The 20,124-nt window shown below is 66.2% G+C and carries 21 protein-coding genes and 1 pseudogene; 3 read left to right on the forward strand and 19 right to left on the reverse strand.

Going from position 1 to position 20,124, the window contains the following annotated elements; translation table 11 throughout:
- The first annotated feature begins 17 nt into the window (after window positions 1–17).
- Window positions 18–224 (forward strand): Flp family type IVb pilin, encoded by a 207-nt coding sequence (locus C0V74_RS03225; protein ID WP_143250590.1) that lies wholly within the window; start codon window positions 18–20, stop codon window positions 222–224.
- Between the two features lie 69 nt (window positions 225–293).
- Here the strand turns inward: C0V74_RS03225 and C0V74_RS03230 are convergent, their stop codons facing one another.
- The 5 genes from C0V74_RS03230 to C0V74_RS13215 form a co-directional block, all read right to left on the reverse strand.
- Window positions 294–1,778 (reverse strand): M48 family metalloprotease, encoded by a 1,485-nt coding sequence (locus C0V74_RS03230; RefSeq protein WP_246844947.1) that lies wholly within the window; start codon window positions 1,776–1,778, stop codon window positions 294–296.
- 111 nt (window positions 1,779–1,889) lie between these two features.
- On the reverse strand, window positions 1,890–2,837 hold the full coding sequence (locus C0V74_RS03235) for an acetyl-CoA carboxylase carboxyltransferase subunit alpha (RefSeq protein ID WP_143250591.1): 948 nt from the start codon (window positions 2,835–2,837) through the stop codon (window positions 1,890–1,892).
- Between the two features lie 10 nt (window positions 2,838–2,847).
- On the reverse strand, window positions 2,848–3,735 hold the full coding sequence (locus tag C0V74_RS03240; RefSeq protein ID WP_143250592.1) for a tyrosine recombinase: 888 nt from the start codon (window positions 3,733–3,735) through the stop codon (window positions 2,848–2,850).
- Entirely contained in the window at window positions 3,735–5,609 is a 1,875-nt protein-coding gene (locus C0V74_RS03245; protein WP_143250593.1) for a hypothetical protein, read from the reverse strand. Before C0V74_RS03245 ends, C0V74_RS03240 begins: the two co-directional genes overlap by 1 nt.
- Window positions 5,606–5,740 carry a hypothetical protein gene (locus C0V74_RS13215; RefSeq protein WP_282595931.1) on the reverse strand — a complete coding sequence of 45 codons (135 nt, stop codon included), beginning with the start codon at window positions 5,738–5,740 and terminating at the stop codon, window positions 5,606–5,608. The genes C0V74_RS03245 and C0V74_RS13215 overlap by 4 nt, the downstream gene beginning before the upstream one ends.
- A gap of 88 nt (window positions 5,741–5,828) precedes the next feature.
- On the opposite strand from C0V74_RS13215, the gene C0V74_RS03250 reads away from it, so the two are divergent.
- Both C0V74_RS03250 and aroB read left to right on the forward strand, forming a co-directional pair.
- The gene (locus tag C0V74_RS03250; protein WP_143250594.1) at window positions 5,829–6,398 is read left to right on the forward strand and encodes a shikimate kinase; all 570 of its coding nucleotides are present in this window, start codon (window positions 5,829–5,831) and stop codon (window positions 6,396–6,398) included.
- Window positions 6,389–7,495 (forward strand): 3-dehydroquinate synthase, encoded by a 1,107-nt coding sequence (gene aroB, locus C0V74_RS03255; protein WP_143250595.1) that lies wholly within the window; start codon window positions 6,389–6,391, stop codon window positions 7,493–7,495. The genes C0V74_RS03250 and aroB overlap by 10 nt, the downstream gene beginning before the upstream one ends.
- 34 nt (window positions 7,496–7,529) lie before the next feature.
- Here aroB and C0V74_RS12985 read toward each other — a convergent pair whose 3' ends face one another.
- The 14 genes and pseudogenes from C0V74_RS12985 to C0V74_RS03320 form a co-directional block, all read right to left on the reverse strand.
- The gene (locus C0V74_RS12985) at window positions 7,530–7,760 is read right to left on the reverse strand and encodes a YetF domain-containing protein (RefSeq protein WP_210413437.1); all 231 of its coding nucleotides are present in this window, start codon (window positions 7,758–7,760) and stop codon (window positions 7,530–7,532) included.
- Window positions 7,754–8,059, reverse strand: a complete 306-nt coding sequence (locus C0V74_RS12990; RefSeq protein ID WP_210413438.1) for a hypothetical protein — start codon at window positions 8,057–8,059, stop codon at window positions 7,754–7,756. Before C0V74_RS12990 ends, C0V74_RS12985 begins: the two co-directional genes overlap by 7 nt.
- 39 nt (window positions 8,060–8,098) lie before the next feature.
- Window positions 8,099–8,551: a DUF488 domain-containing protein gene (locus C0V74_RS03265; RefSeq protein ID WP_143250598.1), complete on the reverse strand. Its 453-nt coding sequence runs from the start codon at window positions 8,549–8,551 to the stop codon at window positions 8,099–8,101.
- Complete coding sequence (locus C0V74_RS03270; RefSeq protein ID WP_143250600.1) at window positions 8,551–8,922, reverse strand: tRNA-binding protein; 372 nt, start codon at window positions 8,920–8,922, stop codon at window positions 8,551–8,553. Before C0V74_RS03270 ends, C0V74_RS03265 begins: the two co-directional genes overlap by 1 nt.
- Window positions 8,922–10,987: pseudogene (locus C0V74_RS03275) on the reverse strand (acetyl/propionyl/methylcrotonyl-CoA carboxylase subunit alpha). The gene C0V74_RS03270 and the pseudogene C0V74_RS03275 overlap by 1 nt, the downstream one beginning before the upstream one ends.
- A 355-nt stretch (window positions 10,988–11,342) precedes the next feature.
- Complete coding sequence (gene bioB / locus C0V74_RS03280; RefSeq protein WP_143250602.1) at window positions 11,343–12,353, reverse strand: biotin synthase BioB; 1,011 nt, start codon at window positions 12,351–12,353, stop codon at window positions 11,343–11,345.
- Window positions 12,350–12,811, reverse strand: a complete 462-nt coding sequence (locus tag C0V74_RS03285) for a DMT family transporter (protein WP_207974497.1) — start codon at window positions 12,809–12,811, stop codon at window positions 12,350–12,352. The genes bioB and C0V74_RS03285 overlap by 4 nt, the downstream gene beginning before the upstream one ends.
- On the reverse strand, window positions 12,808–14,952 hold the full coding sequence (scpA, locus tag C0V74_RS03290; protein WP_143250604.1) for a methylmalonyl-CoA mutase: 2,145 nt from the start codon (window positions 14,950–14,952) through the stop codon (window positions 12,808–12,810). The genes C0V74_RS03285 and scpA overlap by 4 nt, the downstream gene beginning before the upstream one ends.
- A 49-nt stretch (window positions 14,953–15,001) precedes the next feature.
- Window positions 15,002–15,613 (reverse strand): glutathione S-transferase family protein, encoded by a 612-nt coding sequence (locus C0V74_RS03295; protein ID WP_143250605.1) that lies wholly within the window; start codon window positions 15,611–15,613, stop codon window positions 15,002–15,004.
- A gap of 3 nt (window positions 15,614–15,616) precedes the next feature.
- A complete protein-coding gene (locus C0V74_RS03300; RefSeq protein ID WP_143250607.1) occupies window positions 15,617–16,405 on the reverse strand; it encodes an enoyl-CoA hydratase-related protein in 789 nt (262 codons plus the stop codon).
- A gap of 75 nt (window positions 16,406–16,480) precedes the next feature.
- Entirely contained in the window at window positions 16,481–16,930 is a 450-nt protein-coding gene (gene mce, locus C0V74_RS03305) for a methylmalonyl-CoA epimerase (protein ID WP_143250609.1), read from the reverse strand.
- Window positions 16,927–17,499, reverse strand: a complete 573-nt coding sequence (locus tag C0V74_RS03310; RefSeq protein WP_143250611.1) for a hypothetical protein — start codon at window positions 17,497–17,499, stop codon at window positions 16,927–16,929. The genes mce and C0V74_RS03310 overlap by 4 nt, the downstream gene beginning before the upstream one ends.
- Window positions 17,480–19,006, reverse strand: a complete 1,527-nt coding sequence (locus C0V74_RS03315; RefSeq protein ID WP_143250613.1) for an acyl-CoA carboxylase subunit beta — start codon at window positions 19,004–19,006, stop codon at window positions 17,480–17,482. The genes C0V74_RS03310 and C0V74_RS03315 overlap by 20 nt, the downstream gene beginning before the upstream one ends.
- 61 nt (window positions 19,007–19,067) lie before the next feature.
- Window positions 19,068–20,093, reverse strand: coding sequence for an NAD-dependent epimerase/dehydratase family protein (locus C0V74_RS03320; RefSeq protein WP_143250615.1), 1,026 nt, complete (start codon window positions 20,091–20,093; stop codon window positions 19,068–19,070).
- Window positions 20,094–20,124: the final 31 nt, after the last annotated feature.

Raw genomic sequence — 20,124 nt, forward strand, 5'->3', positions numbered from 1 at the left:
AAATCAGGAGACACCACATGCAGTTCATCAAAAATCTCGTTCGCAACGAAGACGGCGCGACCGCTATCGAATACGGCCTCATCGCCGCTCTGATCGCAGTGGCCGCGATCGCTGCGATGCAGGGCCTCGGCGACCAGCTGAGCTCCACCTTTACGGGCGTCAGCGAATGCCTTGAGGACTCGGCGGATGGCACTGCGGCAGCCAACTGCGCCGAAACCACGTAAGCGAAACAAAGCCACTACTGAGGGCGGCGGGAGCAAACCCGCCGCCCTTTTCTATGCGCGCTCTGTCCGTTAGCGCGCGCGAACCACCAGCTTGACCTTCTGCCCCGGCGTGACCGTCTGATTGCCGGTCAGCCCGTTCAACACACGAAAGCGCTGTTCCTGCGCATCGGTGTAGGCCATCCGGGCGGCCAGCGACTGCACCGTGTCGCGTGATCCCACCGTCACCACATCGATCACCCGCGGGATGACCTGCGCCGCTTCGTTGGCGCTGATCCGCCGCATCGAATTGAACATCGGCGAAAACACGCTCGATCGGCCCGCCTGGCTGATCGTGACGAAGTGGAACGCCTGGTTGCTCGCAAATTCATAGGCGAAGATCACCACATCGACCTGGCTGTTGCCCGAGTTGACCCGCGCGGTGCCGAACACTGCCGGAATGCCATTGACCGTCGTACGTTGCAGCGACTGCGGAGCAACCTGCTGGTTCTGGCTCAGCGAGGCGAATGCCTGGCGTACGTACGTATCCAAATTGCCGTTGTATGGAGCGGTGGTCAGCTGCGCCTGCCCGCTCTGGCCCTGGATGGACACGGCCTGCGTGCCATTGACCATGTAGAACCCGGTCGGCGCGCTGAAGGACAGGCGATAGGTCGGGTGGATAAACTGCCGCCCCTCGATCACGCCCTGCGCGGGATCATCGCCATAGACGAGCCCGTCGATCCGGGTGAGGAACGTGTCGCGATTGGTCACGCCGGTTGCGGCACCGGCAGTTCGCAACGCACTTTGCACCCGGCTGGCGGGATCCGGGTGAGTCGAGGCCCATTGCGGCACGCTCGCGTTGTTCCGGCCCTGCAGCGAGGCGTCCAGCGCGTTCTGCAGCGCAAGGCTCTGCAACACGGTTCCCATCGCCCGCGGATCGTAGCCGGCGCGCTGCAGGTACTGGATGCCAAGCCGATCGGCTTCCAATTCCTGGCTGCGGGAGAACTTCAGCGTCAAAAGCTGCGAGCCCTGCTGAATCCCGCTGGTAATCGCCTGGCCGACCTGGCTGTTGCCCAGCACCGCCCCGGCGAGGATCGAACCCAGGGCGCCTAGAATCGAATTCTTGGTGGCCGTGCTCTGCCGCCGCTGTGCGTGCCGGGCAGCGACGTGCCCGACTTCGTGCCCCAGCACGCCGGCCAACTCGGCCTCGTTATTCATCAGCCCGACCAGCTGTCGGGTGGTGTAGATGTAGCCGCCCGGGATGGCGAAGGCGTTGTTCACAGAACTGTTGAGCAACGACACCGTGAAGGCATCGCGGGCATTGGACAAACTCGATTGGACAGCGATGTTCTTGCCCACCTGCTCGACATATTGCGCCTGCGGCCCGCTCATCGCGCCGCCAAATTCCTGCAGCAGTTGCGGGTGCTGCTGCGCGCCTTGTTGCGCTTCGGACTGGCTGATCGTGGCAGCCGTGGATCGCGGCGCGGCATCGGCAGTGGTCGAGCAGCCGGAAACGATCAAGCCGGCCGCGCTGGTGGCGAGTAAAAGCGCGCGCATTCTGGTGCGATGTACGGTCATGTCTGGTCCTTTTCCAAGGCATGCACGGCGACCCACCGCCCGCCGCGGTTATGCGTTTTTGTGGCCTTGGAAACCCGCAAGGAACAACTCTGGTTCCCCCGGGAGCAGTGTTCAGCCGGCGCCCATCGCGAGGAAGCGGTCCTCCCGCATCCGCCGGATCACATCGGCGGGCAACTTGGTAAGCGCGTCGATCTCCTGCGCGATCGCGCTGCCGAGCGCCCTCGCCGCGCCGACGGGATCGCGGTGTGCGCCCCCCATCGGTTCGGGCACGATGCGGTCGATCACGCCCAGACGCTCAAGGTGCTGTGCCGTGACCTTCATTGCCTCTGCCGCGTCGGGCGCCCTTTCCGCGGTTCGCCACAGGATCGATGCGCAGCCTTCGGGGCTGATTACCGAATAAACGGCGTGTTCCAGCATCAGGACTCGCTCGGCGCTGGCAAGCGCGACCGCCCCGCCCGATCCGCCCTCGCCCACGATCACGGCGACCATCGGCACCGGCAATGCCAGGCACGCTTCGGTCGAGCGGGCGATAGCTTCAGCCTGGCCGCGCTCCTCGGCCTCGATCCCCGGGAATGCCCCAGACGTGTCGACCAGCGTCACCACCGGCAGGCCGAAACGGCCGGCCAGCTCCATCAGGCGGATCGCCTTGCGATACCCCTCCGGCTTTCCCATCCCGAAATTATGGCGGATGCGGGTCTGCGTATCGTGGCCCTTCTCGTGCCCGATCAGGACGACCTTGCGGCCATCGATCCTGGCCAATCCGCCGATGATCGCCTGATCGTCGCCGTACAGGCGATCACCGCCCAGCGGCACGAACTCATCGAACGCGTGGGCGACGTAATCGCGGAAGTGGGGCCGGTGCGGATGGCGCGCGACCTGCGTCTTCTGCCAGGGAGTGAGCCCCGCGTAAGTCGTGGCCAGCAGTTCGGCGCTCTTGGCCTCCAGCTTCGCGAGTTCGCTCGAGATGTCGACTTCGTCACCGGCGGCGGCCGCGCGCAACTCTGCGATGCGCTTGTCCAGCGAGGCGACGGGCTTCTCGAATTCGAGATAAGACTGCATTGGCGCCCCGCTAGTCCCCCCGGCGCGCCCGTGCAAGCGGGTGGCGCTCATTGACCAGCGTCACCAACCGCGCGGCATCGACGTGGGTATAGATCTGGGTCGTGGCGATGTCGGCATGGCCGAGCAGGGTCTGCAGCACCCTCAGGTCCGCGCCGCCTTCCAGCAGGTGAGTTGCGAAGGCATGGCGCAGGACGTGCGGGCTGACTTTTTCAGGGGGCAGGCCAGCGCGAATCGCCAGTTCCTTGATCAGTTGAAACAGCCTGACCCGGGTCAGGTGCGTGCCCGCGCGGGAGGGGAACAGGAACCGCCCCGGCGGCCGGGTCGCCAGCCAGCTGATAAGCGCAGTACGGGCGGCGGAACTGACGGGTACCATGCGCGATTGCCCCCCCTTCCCCGTCACCGTCAGCAGCGGCGCATCGCGCGGCACCGCCGTCACCGGCAATGAAACCAGCTCTGTCGCGCGCAAGCCCGATCCATAAAGCAGTTCCAGCAACGCCAGCATCCGCAAGGCCGGCGGACTTTCAGTTGCCGCCTCCAGCTCCGCGCGGCTGAACAGGGCCTCGACTTCGTAGTGTGACAAGATCTTGGGCAGCGGGCGGCGGGCGACGGGGCGCGGAAGCCCGCTGCTCGGATCGTCTTCGCGCACGTTCTCGTCGATCAAAAAGGCGTAGAACTGACGCAGCGCAGACGATTTCCGCGCGACGCTCGCCGGCGCGAGATCGGACCACGCGGTGCCCAACCTGGCGAGCGTCGTGGAGTCGGCTGTCGCCAGATCGCCGACGTGCCCGGCGGCTCCCTCCAGGTCTCGGCGATAGGCGGCCAGCGTGTTGGCCGCCGCGCCGCGTTCGGCTGCCAGCATCGCGAGGAAATCTTCGACCGGGCCCGTGCCAGCCGCCATCAGCCGCGCGCGACCGCCTCCGCCGCGATCATCCGCGCCTCGGCGGACAGGCCCACGCGATGGAGCGCGCCGACGATGTGATACAGATGGCGCGGGGTCATCTGCTGCCAATCCGAACCCTGCATTCCCAGCCCCGCCAGAAAGGCCACGAGCGCCTGGTTGTCGGCCGCGGCCGCCGCGTCGATCGCGCGGGTCCAGCGCGTCGCGCTTCCAAGACCGAGCTTGAGGTCGCTGGAATAGCTGTTGATGTCGCTCTGGCTCAGCCGCCCGAGACCGGCGAGCCCGGCAACCAGGAACTTGGACCGTCGCTGGCCCGCACCATCATCGTCGCCGATGAAGTCATCCACCGCACCCGTCGATACCGGATCGTTCTGGTTGGGCGCCGCAAACACCAGTTGGGCCCAGCCGTCGCTGCCTTCCGGGATCACGTTCCCCCACCGCAGCGCATCCCGTTCAAGGCCCGCCGAAAGCATCGCGGCCAGCAAAGGTCCGGAATCGTCGACGAACTCCTCGCTCGGCTCCAGCCGCGCGGCGGCATAGGCGGTCAGCACGAGCCGTGCATAATCGATTGCCTGCCCGGGACCGGACACCCAGACGTCCTTGATCGCTGCCAGTCGCGCGGCCGAATCCCCTCCGACATACGCCTGGCGCAATTGCCCCGCCAGCGTCGCCGCGGGCCCGTCGAGGTCCTCCTCGCCGTATGCTTGCGAGTAAAGATCGATCAGCGCGGACGATGACAGGATGCCTTCGCGCGCAGCAATTTCCGATGCGGCGATGCGCTGCGGCAATGCCAGCATCGGGGCGACCGCCGCTGCCCGGGCGTAGTATGGGCCTGCTCCCTCGAGCAAACCCGCTGGCACCGGCTCGCCCACGGCGTTCGCCAGCGCGAACCGCATCGGCGTCAGTTCGTCGACGTCATTCCACTCGATCGTGACCGCACCGCGCCCCTGCCCCGACGCCCCGGCGAAGCGGAGGGCCAGCAGCGCGTCGATGCTGGCGGCCTGACCGCGGCTGCGCACGCGGTTGAGATCAGCCTTGGCCCGCGCGCCCTCGCCCGCGAACGCATTGCAGATGCCCTGGACCAGCCGCCAGTTCGCGTCTTCGCGCCGACTGCCTTGCAGGCGCACCGCGGGGCAAGCTCCGACCAGATCGGCGGTGCCGATATAAGCATCGAGAGCCGCCGCGGTCAGCGCCGGGTTCCAGTCAGAGGTATCGACCTCTTGCGCCACCGCTCGCGCGGCGGCGAATTCGCCCATCGCGTTGAGAGTGCTGACGCGCAGCGCGGCAAACTCCACCGGGTCCATGTCCGCCGGCGCCGCCAGCCGGCTGGCAAGAGCCCGGCGCAGCAGGATGTGCCCCCAGCGCGACACCACGGGACCGTCGCTACCGGCAAGCGCGGCACGCACCAGCGAGGCGGGCTGGTTGGCGAGCGAGAACGTCGGCAAGCCGCCTTCCGCAGGGGCGAGCACCCCGACGCGTTTCAGCGACCGGCGCGCGCCAGGAGGAATATCGACTTTGGGCTTGAGGCCGAGCAGCTCGTCGATCTCGTCGGTCGACATCCGCTCGATCTGGTCGAGCGAGGGAAGCTTGCCCGCGAAATCGGGGAGCGGCGCAGGTGCGGGCGCGGGCGCGCGGTTGCTACTTCCAGTCGGCAGCGGCTGGATGACGGGCACCGAGGTCGCATTGCCACTCGGCCCGGGTGCCGGGGCTTGCGCGCCGCCCGATGGGCTGGGCCGGGGCGTTGGAGTGGGCGCCGGCCGCGGTTCTTCAAAGCCGGGCGGGAGCAGCGATTCGGGGGCATTCTGCGCCAACGCCAGACCCGAAAGGAGCGCCAGGGCGGCCGCGCCTCCGCTCAATGCCGCAAGCCGCCTCATCGGGCATGCTCCGGCACATCGATGGGCTGGACGATCGGGTGGATCGCTTCCTCGCCGCCGTCGATCCACGCATACGCCAGCAGCAGCGCCACCAGCGCCGCCGCGATCCAGCCGATGCGCCTGCCGTTCATCACCAAGACCCGCGATCCCTTCCGCCGCGCGCACGCAAAGCCGGTGCGCGGTTGCGCGTCCCCTAGCCCATCTATAGTCGAAGCGGCAATGCGCTGCGCGACTGCCGCCCTCACCCCAGCCGAGATCGGCGCACTCGTTCGGCGGATCGACCGGCCGATCGTGCTGGTCGGCCTGATGGGGGTCGGCAAGTCGACCGTCGGTCGCCGTCTCGCCACCATACTGCAAACCGACTTCGTGGATGCGGACGAGGCAATCGAGGAAGCGGCGTCGATGCAGGTCGCGGAAATCTTCGACCGTTTCGGTGAACAGTATTTTCGCGACGGGGAACGGCGCGTGATCGCGCGCCTGCTGGACGAGCATCACGGCGTGATCGCCACCGGCGGCGGCGCGTTCGTCAACCCGGATACCCGGGCGCTGATTCTGGAACGCGGGATCGCCGTGTGGATCGACTGCGACGTGGCCACCCTGGTGGAGCGGACCGGCCGGCGCGACGACCGGCCGCTGCTGCGCGGAGGCGACCCCGCGGAAATTCTGGAACGGCTGAACCGGGAGCGCACACCGTTTTATGCGCAGGCGCCTATCCGGGTCGAGAGCGCGCGGGGCCCGCAGCACGAAACGGCGATGCAGATCGTCGAGGCGGTCGACCGGTGGCTGTGATCCCCGTCGCGCTCGCCGGGCGCGGTTACGACGTGCACATCGGACGCGGGCTGCTCGAGCGCACCGGTGCGCTCGCCGGGCCGCTCCTGCGCAAGCGCCGCGTCGCCGTGATCGCGGACCGCAACGCCTGGAACCTGCACGGTCAGCGGCTGGAGCAAGGACTGCGCGAGGCTGGCAAGGACGCCGACGTCTACCTGGTCGAGCCGGGGGAAGGCTCCAAGAGCTGGCAGAGCCTGGCCGCGTTGACCGACTGGCTGCTGGCGCGAGAGGTCGAGCGCGGCGACAACGTGCTGGCGCTCGGCGGCGGAGTGGTCGGCGATCTCACCGGATTCGCGGCGGCCATTCTCAAGCGCGGGTGCGGGTTCATCCAGTTGCCGACCAGCCTGCTGGCGCAAGTCGACAGCTCCGTCGGCGGAAAGACGGCGATCAATACCGCCGCGGGCAAGAACCTGATTGGCGCGTTCCATCAGCCAAGCATGGTCCTGGCCGATCTCGACGCGCTGGGCACCCTGCCCGATCGGGAACTGCGCGCCGGCTACGCCGAAGTGCTCAAATACGGCGTGCTGGGCGACCGGGCTTTCTTCGACTGGCTCACGAACCACGGCCCCGCGGTGCTGGCACTGGAGGATGCGCCGCTCGAACATGCGGTCGCGACCAGCGTCGCGATGAAAGCTGCCATTGTCGCAGAGGACGAGCGTGAGACCACCGGACAGCGCGCGCTGCTCAATCTCGGCCACACCTTCGGCCACGCGCTGGAGGCGGAAACCGGATTCTCCGACCGCCTGCTGCATGGCGAGGCGGTCGCGCTCGGCATGGTGTTGGCCGCTCGCTATTCGGCGCGGACCGGGCTGATGGAGGCTACGGAAGCAGAGGCGGTAGCAGGGTCGGTGCGTTCCGCCGGCCTCCCGTCCGAGATTGCGCAACTCAGGCTCGATCGCGACGGCGGCACGCTGGTCGACCACATGCGGCACGACAAGAAGATGGACGCCGGAACCCTTCCGTTCGTGCTGCTGCGCGGGATCGGTCAGGCGTTCCTCGCACGTGACGTTGCCTTATCCGACGTCGCCTTGTTTCTCGACGAGGAGTTGCGCCGCTAACGCCTTGCACACCCCGCACGGGTGACGATCCGCGCTAAGGCTCGTTCTGCTGCTTGCGATACTGCCCGTAGCCGACGACATCGCAGAGGGTCGAACCATCGCCGGGTTGGGCAATGACGCTGAGCGTTCCGTCCGTTTCCAGGACGACGACGTGAACATCTTTGAAAGCGGTGCTGCCGTGCCTGCGGACAGCGGCCCGCAGATCCGACAAGCCGATCCGCTCTGCATTCATCGCCGCGTCTATCGGTGTGCCATCGATCAACAACAGCCGCGGGGTCGGGTAAGCTGGAAGAACCACGGCCAGCGCAGCGATGCCTTGGCAACCAGCCACTGCAGCGAACACAGAATCGCGAGGGCGATCGCCCCTTGCGACCAGGTTGTGCTCTTCGCGAGGAGCGTGCTGGCAAGGATCGACCCGAGCGCGACGGTGACAATAAAGTCGAACGCATTGAGCTTCGCCAGCGTCCGCTTGCCGTACAAGCGCAGCATCAGCACCAGCCACCCGTATGTCAGAACGGCAAGAAGCGCGGCACGCAGGAGACTGGACCAGTTATCGAACAGCATGCCGAACTTACGTACCGGCAGCGGATTGGGTCCGCCCCGTCAGGTTTTCGGCAGCAGTTCCGGTTCCAGATCCACCCGCTCGAACCCGTCGAACAGTGCATCGAACAGCAGGCTGCGGTGACATTCCGCCGCATCGCGCTCGTAGCACAACAACGCCACGCGCTGTTGCTGCGCGATGTCGTGCAGTTCGCCCATCTGCGCCATCGCCTCGGGCAATTCGAGCTGTCCGCCGTAGATGCACGCAAGGGTGGCGTGATCCCCGCGCCGCGCGGCCTCGCGACCTTCAGCCGGGGTGCCGAGTTGCTTGAAGTGGCGGTAGGCGATCCCCGCTTCCTCGGCCGCGGCCTTGAGGCTCGACTTGGAGAAGCCGGGGCGGCGCGACAGCGGCAGGAAGCGGATGTCCGCCAGAAGCTGGACATTGGCCGCGCGCAGCGCGTCGATCACCGCCGCCTGCGTCGCCTGTTCGTAACCGATGGTGTAGATCGCCGGCATCAGAACAGCCGCGATCCGTTAGGCACATGGACGTCGGGCGCGAACAGGACGACCTCGCCGGCGGTGTCGGCAAAGCCCAGGGTCAGCACCTCGGACATGGACGGTCCGATCTGCCGCGGCGGGAAGTTGACCACCGCCGCGACCTGCCGGCCGGGCAATTCACCCACAGGATAGTTGGCGGCAATCTGCGCGCAGCTTTTCCGGATGCCGATGACGGGTCCGAAGTCGATCTTCAGCCGGTACGAAGGCTTGCGCGCTTCCGGAAACTCGTCCGCTTCGACGATCGTGCCGATCCGGATGTCGACCTTGAGGAAATCGGCGAACGCGATTGTCTCGGCCGCCGGGGCCTCGGGCGAATGCGACAGGTGCATCACTCGAGTTCCAGGATCACCTCGTCGACCGCCAGACTGGCGCCCTGCTGCGCGTTGACCTTGGCGACGGTGCCGGTCTTCTCGGCGCGGAGGATGTTCTCCATCTTCATCGCTTCGACTGTCGCGAGCGGCTGGCCTGGCTGGACGGTGTCGCCCTCTCCCACATGAAGCGCGACCAGCAGCCCTGGCATCGGGCAAATGAGGAACATCGACAGGTCGGGCGGCACCTTCTCGATCATGTGCTGCGCGTACTGAGCGACGTGGGCGGGCAGGATGCGGACCTCGTGCTTCGCCCCGCGCGTGGTCATGCGGTAGCCGCTACGCGTCGGCGACAGCTGGATGCCGTAGCTGTCCAGCGGAGCGGCTTCATCGTCCGCGTCAGCCGCATAAAGCTCCACCTCCACGAACCGGTCGCCCGGCGTGTATTCCAGCGCGATCGCGACCGGCTGGCCATCGACGGTGATCGCGTCCTCCTCCAGCACGACCGCGTGATCCTCGCCTGCGATGCGCACCTGCCAGTCGCCCGGTGCAGCGCGCTCATCCCCCAACTGGCCGTCAATGCGCCGTGCGCGGTCGGCATCGGCGGTGGCGATCGCGCCAGCCACGGCGGCAAGTACGCCGATGGTGCGGATGTCGCTCGCTGCCCCGTGGAAGCCATCGGGGTATTCCTCGGCGATGAACCCCGTGGTCAGCTCGCCCGAGCGGAACCGCGGGTGCTGCATGATCGCGGAGAGGAAATCGACATTGTGGCCGAGCCCCTCGATCTGGAAACTGTCGAGCGCCTTGACCTGCAGGTCGGCGGCCTCGTCGCGGGTCGGCGCCCATGTCACCAGCTTTGCGATCATGGGGTCGTAGAACATGCTGACCTCGCCGCCTTCATAGACGCCGTCGTCGACTCGAACCCCGCCCGCGCCGACGGGCACGCCGCGCCGGTCGCTGCCCTCGACCTCACTCTCGGTCCAGCCTTCGACCGGCGGGTCATACCGCACCAGCCGCCCGGTGCTGGGCAGGAACCCGCGATAGGGGTCTTCGGCATAGACGCGGTTCTCGATCGACCAGCCGTCGATGCCGATGTCCTCCTGCGTGAAGGCAAGCTTCTCGCCCGCGGCGACGCGGATCATCTGCTCGACCAGATCGATGCCGGTGATCGCCTCGGTCACCGGGTGCTCAACCTGCAGCCGGGTGTTCATCTCGAGGAAGTAAAAGCTCTCGCCGGTCGGGTCGGCACCGCTGACGATCAACTCGACCGTGCCCGCGCTGTAGTACCCCACCGCGCGGCTGAGCGCGACGCACTGCTCACCCATCGCTTGACGCATCTTTGGGGTGACGAACGGGCTCGGCGCTTCCTCGACCACCTTTTGGTGGCGGCGCTGGATGCTGCACTCGCGCTCGTTTAGGTAGACGATGTTGCCGTGCTGGTCGCCGAGGATCTGGATCTCGATGTGGCGCGGATTGAGGATGAACTTCTCGATGAACACCCGGTCGTCGCCGAACGAGTTCAGGCCCTCGCGCTTGGTCGCCTCGAAGCCCTCGCGCACGTCCTGCTCGGAATAGGCAAGCCGCATGCCCTTGCCGCCGCCGCCGGCGCTGGCCTTCATCATCACCGGATAGCCGATCTCGGCTGCGATGCGCACCGCGTGCTCGGTATCCTCGATCTCGCCCACGAAGCCCGGAACGACGTTGACCCCGGCTTCCTTGGCGAGCTTCTTGGATTCGATCTTGTCGCCCATCGCCGCGATCGCGTTCACCGGCGGGCCGATGAAGGCGATGTTCTCCCTGGCGAGCGCCTCGGCGAAACTGGTGCGCTCGGAGAGGAAGCCATAGCCCGGATGCACCGCCTCGGCGCCCGTCTGCTTGCACGCGGCGATGATCTTGCCGCGATCAGGTAACTTTCGGCCGCCGGCGAGGGCCCGATATGCACCGCTTCGTCCGCCATCCGCACGAACGGCGCGCGCGCATCGGCGTCCGAATAGACCGCCACCGTCGCGATACCCATGCGGCGCGCCGTCTTGATGACCCGGCACGCGATCTCGCCCCGGTTGGCGATGAGGATTTTGGAGAACATCAGTTTGACCTTGCAAGCCTGCGTCGGACCAAAACGATCGCGACAAAAATTACCACGGAAGCGCTCAGCACCCCCAACGGGCCAAGTGTGCCAAGCACGGAACCTAATACCGTCGGCCCCTCAAGTTCGCATTCGGGCCCCGGCGCAAGACCACAGGGCGCAGCTGTTGCTATGAATGCGAGAAGGAGAGCCGCGATCCAATAAAGAGTCGCAAAGAGCAGGAAGAGCGGCTCTCTCATTGACTACCCTTAACCGTCATGCCGGACTTGATCCGACATCCCGCTACCTTCCGGCCCGGCGCTCGAAGAAAAGCTGGACCCCGGATCAAGTCCGGGGTGACGAGGTTGGGGGTTGCTCACTCCGCCGCCTCCGCCACCCGGCACGCCCGCATCGGCTCCTCACCCCGGAGCGCCGTCAGTCCCAGCTTCGCGAACAGTGCGGCGTCGCTGTCGTCGCCGGCGTTGGGGGCGGTGAGCAGCTTATCGCCGGTGAAGATCGAGTTCGCCCCGGCGAGGAAGCACAGCGCCTGGGTCGCCTCGCTCATGCTCTCGCGGCCGGCGGAGAGGCGGACCATGGAAAGCGGCATGGTGATCCGCGCCACCGCGACGGTGCGGACGAACTCGATGTCGTCGATCTTGGCGAGCGGGGTGTCCGCCAGCATGTCGCCCAGTACCGTGCCCTTCACCGGCACCAGCGCGTTGACCGGCACGCTTTCGGGATGCTGCGGCAGCGTGGCGAGCGTATGGACGAAGCCGACCCGGTCGGCGCGCGTCTCGCCCATCCCGACAATCCCGCCGCTGCATACGTTGATCCCGGCGGCGCGGACGTTCGCCAGCGTATCCAGCCGCTCGCCCATCGTCCGGGTGGTGATCACTCGCTCGTAATATTCGGGACTGCTGTCGATATTGTGGTTGTAGTAGTCGAGCCCAGCCTCGGCCAGCATGTCGGCCTGCCTGGGCGTCAGCATGCCGAGAGTCATGCAGGTTTCGAGGCCCATCGCGCGCACGCCCTTCACGATCTCGACGATCGCGGGCATGTCGCGGTCCTTGGGGTTGCGCCACGCCGCGCCCATGCAGAACCGCTGGCTGCCGTGGTCCTTCGCCTGCGCGGCCGATTGCAACACCGCCTGCACGTCCATCAGCTTCGACGCGGGCACTCCGCTGTCCGCCTTCACGGACTGACTGCAATAACCGCAGTCCTCCGGGCACCCGCCGGTCTTGATGGACAGCAGGGTGCAAAGCTGGACCTGGTCCGGCCGATGGTTCTCGCGGTGCACGCTCGCCGCTTGGAACAACAGTTCGGTGAACGGCAGGTCGAACAGCGCGGCGATCTCCTCGCGCGTCCAGTCGATGCGGGGAATACTCATGCGGGCTTCCTTGCGAGATACAGGCCGACCGCCATCACTGCGAGGCCCAGCAAGCGCTTGGGCGTCAGCGCGCTCTGCACGGTGCCCAGCCAGCCGAAGTGGTCGATCGCCGCCGCCGCGACGATCTGGCCGAGCAACACGAAGAAGATCGCATTGCCAAGCCCGATCCGCGGCGCCGCAAAAGCGACTGATGTGGCGTAGAACAGCATGAAGATCGCGCCGAACCAGATGTGCGGCGTTTCGAAAGTAAAGGTGGCGCGCTGCGGGAAGCCGGTGACCGCCACCATCACCAGCGCGATGACGAGTCCAACCGCGAACGTCACGGCCGTGGCAGCGATCGGACCGCCCAGCTGCTTGCCGAGCGCGGTGTTGAACGCGGCGAACACCGGGATGCCGATGCCGGCCAAGAACATCATCGCGGCAATGGGGAGAAAGCCGGCCTGGGGGGCGCCGCTCATTCGGCCGCTTCCAGCTCGCTTCCCAGCGGCGGCATATTATGGCCGAGCAGGCGCAGCAGGTCCGCCGCGCATTCGACCACGTTGGACCCCGGGCCATAGATGCCCTGCACCCCCGCCTCGCGCAGGAAGTCATAGTCCTGTGGCGGGATCACGCCGCCCGCGACCACCTTGATATCCGCCCGCCCCGCTTCGCGCAGTAGCTGGATCAGTTCCGGGATCAGGGTCTTGTGCCCGGCGGCAAGGCTGCTCGCGCCGATCGCGTCGACCTCACGCGCCAACGCCATGTCGCGGGTTTCGGCCGGGGTCTGGAAAAGCGGGCCGCTGACGACGTCGAAACCCATGTCGGCAAAGGCCGAGGCGATGACATTGGCACCCCGGTCATGCCCGTCCTGTCCCATCTTGGCGACCATGATCCTGGGCGCGCGGCCCAGCCGGCGGGCGACCGCCTGCACCCCGTCCGCCACTTGCTGGTACCGCGGATCACCCTCGTAAGCGGCGCTGTAGATGCCCTTCACCGGGGTTGGCACCGTGTCGTAACGGCCGAACGCCTGTTCCATCGCACTGGAGATTTCCCCCAGCGTCGCATCGTGCCGGGCCGTTTCCACCGCCAGGGCGAGCAGGTTGCCGCCAGCTCGCGCCCCATCGGTCAGCGCGGCCAGTGCCGCCTGACAGGCCGCCTCGTCGCGCGCCGCGCGAACTGCTTGCAGCCGGGCGATCTGCCCGTCGCGGACCGCGTGGTTGTCGATGTCGAGCGTGTCGAGGTGATCTTCGCTCGCCTTGCGGTACTTGTTGACCCCGACGATCACCGTCTCGCCGCGATCGACTTTCGCCTGTTTGGCAGCGGCCGCTTCCTCGATCGCTGCCTTGGGCCGGCCGGTCGCGACATAGGCCGTCATCCCGCCGGCCGCATCCGCCGCACAGATCAATTCTTCCGCTTCTTTCACCAGCTTGGCGGTCAAAGCTTCGATGTAATATGATCCGCCGAGGGGATCGACGACGTTGGTGATCCCGCTCTCTTCCTGCAGAACCAGCTGGGTGTTGCGGGCGATGCGGGCGGAAAAATCGGTCGGCAAGGCGATCGCCTCGTCGAGCGCGTTGGTGTGCAGGCTCTGCGTGCCGCCCAGCACCGCCGCCATCGCTTCCACCGTGGTGCGGATCACGTTGTTGTACGGGTCCTGCTCCTGCAGGCTGACGCCGCTGGTCTGGCAATGCGTCCGCAGCATCTTCGACCGCTCGCTCTTGGCGCCCAGTTCCTCCATCGTCCGCCACCACAGCGTGCGCGCCGCGCGCAGCTTGGCGACCTCCATGAAGAAGTTCATCCCGATCCCGAAGAAGAAGCTCAACCGTCCGGCGAAGGCGTCGATGTCGAGCCCGGCGGCCATTGCGCGCTGGGCGTATTCCTTGCCGTCGGCGATGGTAAACGCCAATTCCTGCACTGCGGTCGCGCCGGCTTCGTGCATGTGATAGCCGGAAATCGAAATGCTGTTGAATTTCGGCATGTTGGCCGAGGTATATGCGATGATATCTGCGACAATCCGCATGCTCGGTTCAGGCGGATAGATGTAGGTGTTGCGGACCATGAACTCCTTCAGGATGTCGTTCTGGATGGTCCCGTCGAGCTTGTCCTGGCTCACCCCCTGCCGCTCCGCCGCGACGATGAAGAACGCCAGCACCGGGATCACCGCGCCGTTCATCGTCATGGAAACGCTCATCTGATCGAGCGGGATGCCGTCGAACAGGATCTCCATGTCCTTGACGGTATCGATCGCCACCCCCGCCTTGCCGACGTCGCCGACTACGCGCGGGTGATCGCTGTCGTATCCCCGGTGCGTGGCAAGATCGAACGCGACCGACAGCCCCTTTTGCCCCATAGCCAGGTTGCGGCGATAGAACGCATTGGACTCTTCCGCCGTGGAGAAGCCGGCGTACTGGCGGATCGTCCACGGGCGTCCGGCGTACATGCTCGCCTTCACGCCGCGGGTGAACGGGGCGAAGCCGGGCACCCCTGGATCGGCCGGCACGTCGTCCGCCGTGTAGAGCGGCTGGATCGCGAACCCTTCCGGCGTGTGCCACGCCAGGTCCCTGCCCTTCACTTCCTTGTCTGCGAGCGCCTGCCAGTCAGCTTTGGTCTTGTCCGTCATGGCCAACCCCTAAGCACAACCGCCCTGCCAGCGGAAGCCGCGACAGCGACTATGCCGCCGCGCTCGGCCGCGCGCTGACCGTCTCATGCCAGCGCATCAGCGCACCGTTCCCGGAGTCCGGCCCGCTGCCGATGAACGTGGCGAAATCGACCGTGGTAAGCAGCAGGATGTCCGCCATCGAAAACTTGTCGCCGGCCAGAAACTCGCTGTTTTCCAGGCTGCGGTCGAAGAACGCAAAGGCGTCGGCGATCCGCGGCCGGTTGGATTCGCCCCACTCGGCATTCCGGCCGGGGAGCGCGGCGGTGAACCGGTGCGTGTGGACCCATACCGCACCCACCGGCGGCATCAGGATCAACTCCACCCGGCGGTTCCACATCTCGATCACGCCAATCTCGGTCGGCGTGCGGCCGAACAGCGGAGGATCGGGATGCAGCGCTTCCAGGAAGCGGCAGATCGCGACGCTTTCAGCGATCACGGTGCCATCGTCGAGTTCCAGCGCGGGGGTCTGTCCGCGCGGGTTCTTGGCGGTGTATTCAGGCGCCTTGTGCTCGCGCGCGGGGATCGACACCTCCTTGCTCGGAAGCGAGATGCCTTTCTCGGCGGCGAAGATGCGCACGCGCCGCGGGTTGGGCGCGGGGTTCGGGCTATCGTAGAACAGCATCAATCAGGCTCCCTTGAAGGCGGCTTTGCGCTTCTGAAGGAAAGCCATCCCGCCCTCCGCCGCATCGGCGCTGGCGCCCGCCACCCGCTGACCCTCGGCCTCGGCCAGAAAGACCTGCGGCAGCGTCCCGTCGAGCGCGGTCTGGATGTTTGACTTCATCGTGCGGTAGGCGACGGTCGGTCCTTCCGACAGGCGGGTGGCGAGCGCCATCGCCTCGTCCATCAGCGCCGCGTCGTCCACCGCGCGGTAGATAAGCCCCCAATCTTCAGCCTGCTCAGCACCGATCTTCTCACCAAGCATCATCATGCGCGTGGCGCGGGCGCGGCCGATGGCGCGGGCGAGCAACCAGGTCGATCCGCCGTCGGGCACCAGCCCGATGTTGACGAACGCCTGCAGGAAATACGCGCTCTGGCCCGCGAGGACGAAATCGCCCGCCAGCGCGATCGAGCAGCCGACGCCGGCGGCCGGACCGTTGACCGCGGTCACCACCGGCACTGGGCAGCGCAGGATCTGGCTGAGCAGCGGGTTGTAGTAGTTCTGCAGCGCGCGGTGGCTGCCGCCCTTCTGCTGGATCGCGCTCGACTCGCCGCGCGCCGCAAGGTCCGCGCCCGAGCAGAACCCCTTGCCCGCGCCGGTGATCAGAACGCTGCGCGCATCGCCCAGGTCATAGAACGCGGCGCCGAGTTCTTCCGCCAGCTCGATCGAGGCAGCGTTGAGCCGCTCGGGCCGGTTGAGCGTGATCTTGAGCACGCCGCCCTGGCGCTCGGTCAGAATCGTTTCGTAATCGGCCACACCCGCTCTCCCTCATGCGTTGCTTGTCGCAACCTTTGCCCGAGCCGCGCGCTGGAGCAAGCGGCAATGCGCGGGCTAATGGTCGCTCGGGGGCGTCTCCATGATCTCGGTCAGCTGGCCCATCATGTCCTTCGGGTGGAGAAAAAAGATCGGCGTCCCGTGTGCGCCGATGCGGGTGGGGCCGAGGATGCGCTTGCCCAGCCCCTCGTACCAAGCCCGCGCCGCGTCGATGTCGGGCACTTCGTAGCACAGGTGATGCTGCCCCCCGAGCGGGTTTTTCTCGAGGAACCCGCGGATCGCTGAGCCCTCGCCCAGCGGCTCAATCAGCTCGATCTGTGTACCGTGAAGTTCAGAGTTTGGGCCGCTGTTGGTCGGCGTGTCGACGAAGCAGACCTTCACCCCCTGCTCGGGCAGGTCGAAGGGCTCGGTGATCTGCGTCGCGCCCATGACTTCGCGGTAATACGCCACGCTGTCCGCGATCGAGGGCGTCGCGACGCCGATGTGATTGAGACGGCCGAGTTTCATTTCAGATAGACCTTCAAGCTGTTAAGTGCTTCGTCCGTCGCCTGGCTGATCACCTCAACAAATGCTAAAAGCTCTCGACCATTGCCGTATTGATCAGCATCAGAGTGATATGCCGCTAGTTGGCTGGGGTAATCGTTCTCGAGCCAAGACGCTGATCTGGAAATTGCAAGGTCATCAGCTTCGTGTGCATCGGCAAACTTTAAGCAACGGCCCATATATTTCTTGGTGACTTTGATGCCTGCGCTGACTTGGCTGAAATTTTGTGCCGCAAATTGCTCGGGGATGCCATCACTGTAGGACTTTAGCTGGGTGAGCATCTCCCGAAACTGGTAGCGACGGCGATACGCATCCTTTTGCTCTTTCAAAAAGTACAGTGACACCGCGCCGCCCACCGCGATCAGTGATCCAAGAAGGGCGCCGACAAAGCGCGCCGCATCGGTTCCATCCATCTTGAAGCCCGCAGCAATGACAACACCAGCAATCAAACCACTGCCAAGGGCGACCCAAACCACCGGATTGCTGAGAACTAGCCCTTGGAATGTTTCGAATTTAGAGCGGGATATTGTCATGCTTTTTCCACGGGTTCTCGAGCACCTTCCCACGTAGTTTCCGCAGTCCCAAAGCGACCCTCCGCCGGGTCGAATGCGGGTAGATCACCTCGTCGATATAGCCCCGTTGCGCCGCCACGAATGGATTGGCGAAGCGCTCTTCGTATTCGCGGGTCTTCTCAGCCTGCTCCTCGGCGCTCATGCCGCGGAAGATGATCTCGACCGCGCCCTTAGCGCCCATCACCGCGATTTCGGCGGTGGGCCAGGCGTAATTGAGGTCGCCGCGCAAGTGCTTGGACGCCATGACGTCGTAGGCGCCGCCGTAGGCCTTGCGGGTGATCACGGTGATCTTGGGCACGGTCGCTTCGGCATAGGCGAACAGCAGCTTGGCGCCGTGCTTGATGATCCCGTTGTGCTCCTGCGCCGTGCCGGGGAGGAAGCCGGGCACGTCGACGAAGGTCAGGATGGGGATCTCGAACGCATCGCAGAACCGCACGAAGCGCGCGGCCTTCTTGCTCGAATTGATGTCGAGCACGCCGGCGAGCACCATCGGCTGGTTGGCGACCACGCCCACCGTGCGCCCCTCGACCCGGCCGAACCCGCACAGGATATTGCCCGCGTGCGCCGGCTGGACTTCGAAGAAATCGCCCTCATCCAGCACCTTACGAATCACTTCGTGCATGTCGTAGGGCTGGTTGGCGTTGGCCGGGATCAGCGTGTCGAGGCTTTCGTCGAGCCGGTCCCACGGATCGGAAGTCGGACGCTCAGGCACCGCCTCACGGTTCGACAGCGGCAGGAAATCGAAGAACCGGCGGGTTTGCAGAAGCGTTTCGATGTCGTTCTCGAACGCGAGATCGGCAACGCTGGTCTTGGTGGTGTGAGTGACCGCCCCGCCCAGTTCCTCTTGCGTCACCACCTCGTTGGTCACCGTCTTCACCACGTCCGGCCCGGTGACGAACATGTAGGAGCTGTCCTTCACCATGAAGATGAAGTCGGTCATCGCAGGTGAGTACACCGCCCCGCCCGCGCAGGGGCCCATGATCAGGCTGATCTGCGGCACCACACCCGACGCCAGCACGTTGCGCTGGAACACCTCGGCATAGCCGCCAAGCGAAGCGACGCCCTCCTGGATGCGCGCGCCGCCGCTGTCATTGAGGCCGATGACCGGCGCGCCGACCTTCATCGCGGTGTCCATCACCTTGCAGATTTTCTCCGCATGACGCTTCGACAGGCTACCGCCGAAAACGGTGAAATCCTGGCTGAACACGAACACCAGCCGCCCGTTGATCGTGCCCGATCCGGTGACGACACCGTCGCCGGGGATGCGCTGGTTTTCCATCCCGAAGTCGGCGCAGTCATGCTCGACATAGGCATCAAGCTCTTCGAAGCTGCCTTCGTCGAGCAGGATGTCGAGCCGCTCGCGCGCGGTGAGCTTGCCCTTGGCGTGCTGCGCGGCGATCCGCTTCTCGCCCCCGCCCATCCTGGCGGCGGCGCGGCGGCGTTCGAGTTCGGCGATATTGGCGGACATCGGCACCCCTTGTCTGGTTGCCGCCGCCTTGCCGCGCGCGCGGCGGAGCGTCAACAAACCGTCAGAGTTTGACCACCCCTTGGGCGATCAGACTGCGGGCGGTTTCGAGCACGGTCTGCTCCACCGGCAGCGTGGTCCAGCCGAGCTTGTCCTTCGCGTGCTGGCCGCTGACCACCTTGCGCTTGCCGACCTCGCCCGCGATCTGGCGGATGTCGCGGCTGAACAGCGCCATCAGCTTGAGGACCGGGGTCGGCATCCGGCGGCTCGGGACCTTGCGGGCATCAGCCCCCAGGTGATCGCGGAGCACGCGGGCCATGTCCTCCATCCACATGAAGTCGGCCGCGCAGGCGAAGCGTTCGCCGCGGATCGTAGCGGCGGGCGCCTCCAGCGCGAGCACGTGGAGCGAGGCGACATCGCGCACGTCGACGACCGTAAAGCCGATGCGCGGGATCGCCGGGATCTCGCCGGTCAGGAAGCGGCGGACGAACTCGATGGAGGCGGACAGGTCATCGTTCGCGACCGGCCCCAGCACCGCGACCGGGTTGATGCTGCAGAACGCCATGTCGAGCGCGTTTTGCGCCACCCATTCGCGCGCGGCCCGTTCGGCAACCGTCTTGGACTTGATGTAAGGCTGAATGCCGGGCGCGTTCGCATCGGTCCAGTCGCTCTCGTCGAACAGGGTCTTGCTGGCGGGATGGCCATAGGCGATCGCGGCGGAGCTGCTGGTCTGGACGAAGTGCTGCACCCCGGCGGCATGCGCGAACCTGAGGGCACGCAGGGTGCCCTCGCGCGCGGGCACGATCAGCTCGTTCTCATCCTTGGGCACACCCACCGGAAAGGGCGAGGCGACATGGGCGACGTGCGTGCAACCTTCGTTGGCGAGGTCCCACCCGGCATCGTTCATCAAGTCGGCCTCGAAGACGAACAGCTGGTCGCCCGCCCCCGGCCAGCGTGCCCGCAGCCGCGCTTCGCTGGTGGCCTTGCTGCGCACGGTGGTGCGCACGCACCAGCCCCTGCCGAGCAGCTGGTCGATCACCTCGCCCGCGATGTAACCGGTGCCCCCGGTGACCAGAACCGTGCCTGCCATGCGCGTTCTCCCTCACGCGCTGGTTACGCGT

The sequence above is a fragment of the Altererythrobacter sp. TH136 genome (assembly GCF_007065885.1).
Taxonomy (GTDB): domain Bacteria; phylum Pseudomonadota; class Alphaproteobacteria; order Sphingomonadales; family Sphingomonadaceae; genus Tsuneonella.

What these genes read in the sequence shown, in the direction of transcription:
- C0V74_RS03225 (WP_143250590.1), top strand. Translation starts at nt 18, where the DNA reads ATGCAGTTCATCAAAAATCTCGTTCGCAACGAAGACGGCGCGACCGCT.
- C0V74_RS03310 (WP_143250611.1), bottom strand. Translation starts at nt 17,499, where the DNA reads ATGACAATATCCCGCTCTAAATTCGAAACATTCCAAGGGCTAGTTCTC.
- C0V74_RS03240 (WP_143250592.1), bottom strand. Translation starts at nt 3,735, where the DNA reads ATGGCGGCTGGCACGGGCCCGGTCGAAGATTTCCTCGCGATGCTGGCA.
- mce (WP_143250609.1), bottom strand. Translation starts at nt 16,930, where the DNA reads ATGAAACTCGGCCGTCTCAATCACATCGGCGTCGCGACGCCCTCGATC.
- C0V74_RS13215 (WP_282595931.1), bottom strand. Translation starts at nt 5,740, where the DNA reads ATGAACGGCAGGCGCATCGGCTGGATCGCGGCGGCGCTGGTGGCGCTG.
- C0V74_RS03315 (WP_143250613.1), bottom strand. Translation starts at nt 19,006, where the DNA reads ATGTCCGCCAATATCGCCGAACTCGAACGCCGCCGCGCCGCCGCCAGG.
- C0V74_RS03245 (WP_143250593.1), bottom strand. Translation starts at nt 5,609, where the DNA reads ATGAGGCGGCTTGCGGCATTGAGCGGAGGCGCGGCCGCCCTGGCGCTC.
- C0V74_RS03265 (WP_143250598.1), bottom strand. Translation starts at nt 8,551, where the DNA reads ATGCCGGCGATCTACACCATCGGTTACGAACAGGCGACGCAGGCGGCG.
- bioB (WP_143250602.1), bottom strand. Translation starts at nt 12,353, where the DNA reads ATGAGTATTCCCCGCATCGACTGGACGCGCGAGGAGATCGCCGCGCTG.
- C0V74_RS12990 (WP_210413438.1), bottom strand. Translation starts at nt 8,059, where the DNA reads ATGCTGTTCGATAACTGGTCCAGTCTCCTGCGTGCCGCGCTTCTTGCC.
- scpA (WP_143250604.1), bottom strand. Translation starts at nt 14,952, where the DNA reads ATGACGGACAAGACCAAAGCTGACTGGCAGGCGCTCGCAGACAAGGAA.
- C0V74_RS03250 (WP_143250594.1), top strand. Translation starts at nt 5,829, where the DNA reads ATGCGCTGCGCGACTGCCGCCCTCACCCCAGCCGAGATCGGCGCACTC.
- C0V74_RS03320 (WP_143250615.1), bottom strand. Translation starts at nt 20,093, where the DNA reads ATGGCAGGCACGGTTCTGGTCACCGGGGGCACCGGTTACATCGCGGGC.
- C0V74_RS03295 (WP_143250605.1), bottom strand. Translation starts at nt 15,613, where the DNA reads ATGCTGTTCTACGATAGCCCGAACCCCGCGCCCAACCCGCGGCGCGTG.
- C0V74_RS03270 (WP_143250600.1), bottom strand. Translation starts at nt 8,922, where the DNA reads ATGCACCTGTCGCATTCGCCCGAGGCCCCGGCGGCCGAGACAATCGCG.
- C0V74_RS03230 (WP_246844947.1), bottom strand. Translation starts at nt 1,778, where the DNA reads ATGACCGTACATCGCACCAGAATGCGCGCGCTTTTACTCGCCACCAGC.
- C0V74_RS03285 (WP_207974497.1), bottom strand. Translation starts at nt 12,811, where the DNA reads ATGAGCGGCGCCCCCCAGGCCGGCTTTCTCCCCATTGCCGCGATGATG.
- C0V74_RS03235 (WP_143250591.1), bottom strand. Translation starts at nt 2,837, where the DNA reads ATGCAGTCTTATCTCGAATTCGAGAAGCCCGTCGCCTCGCTGGACAAG.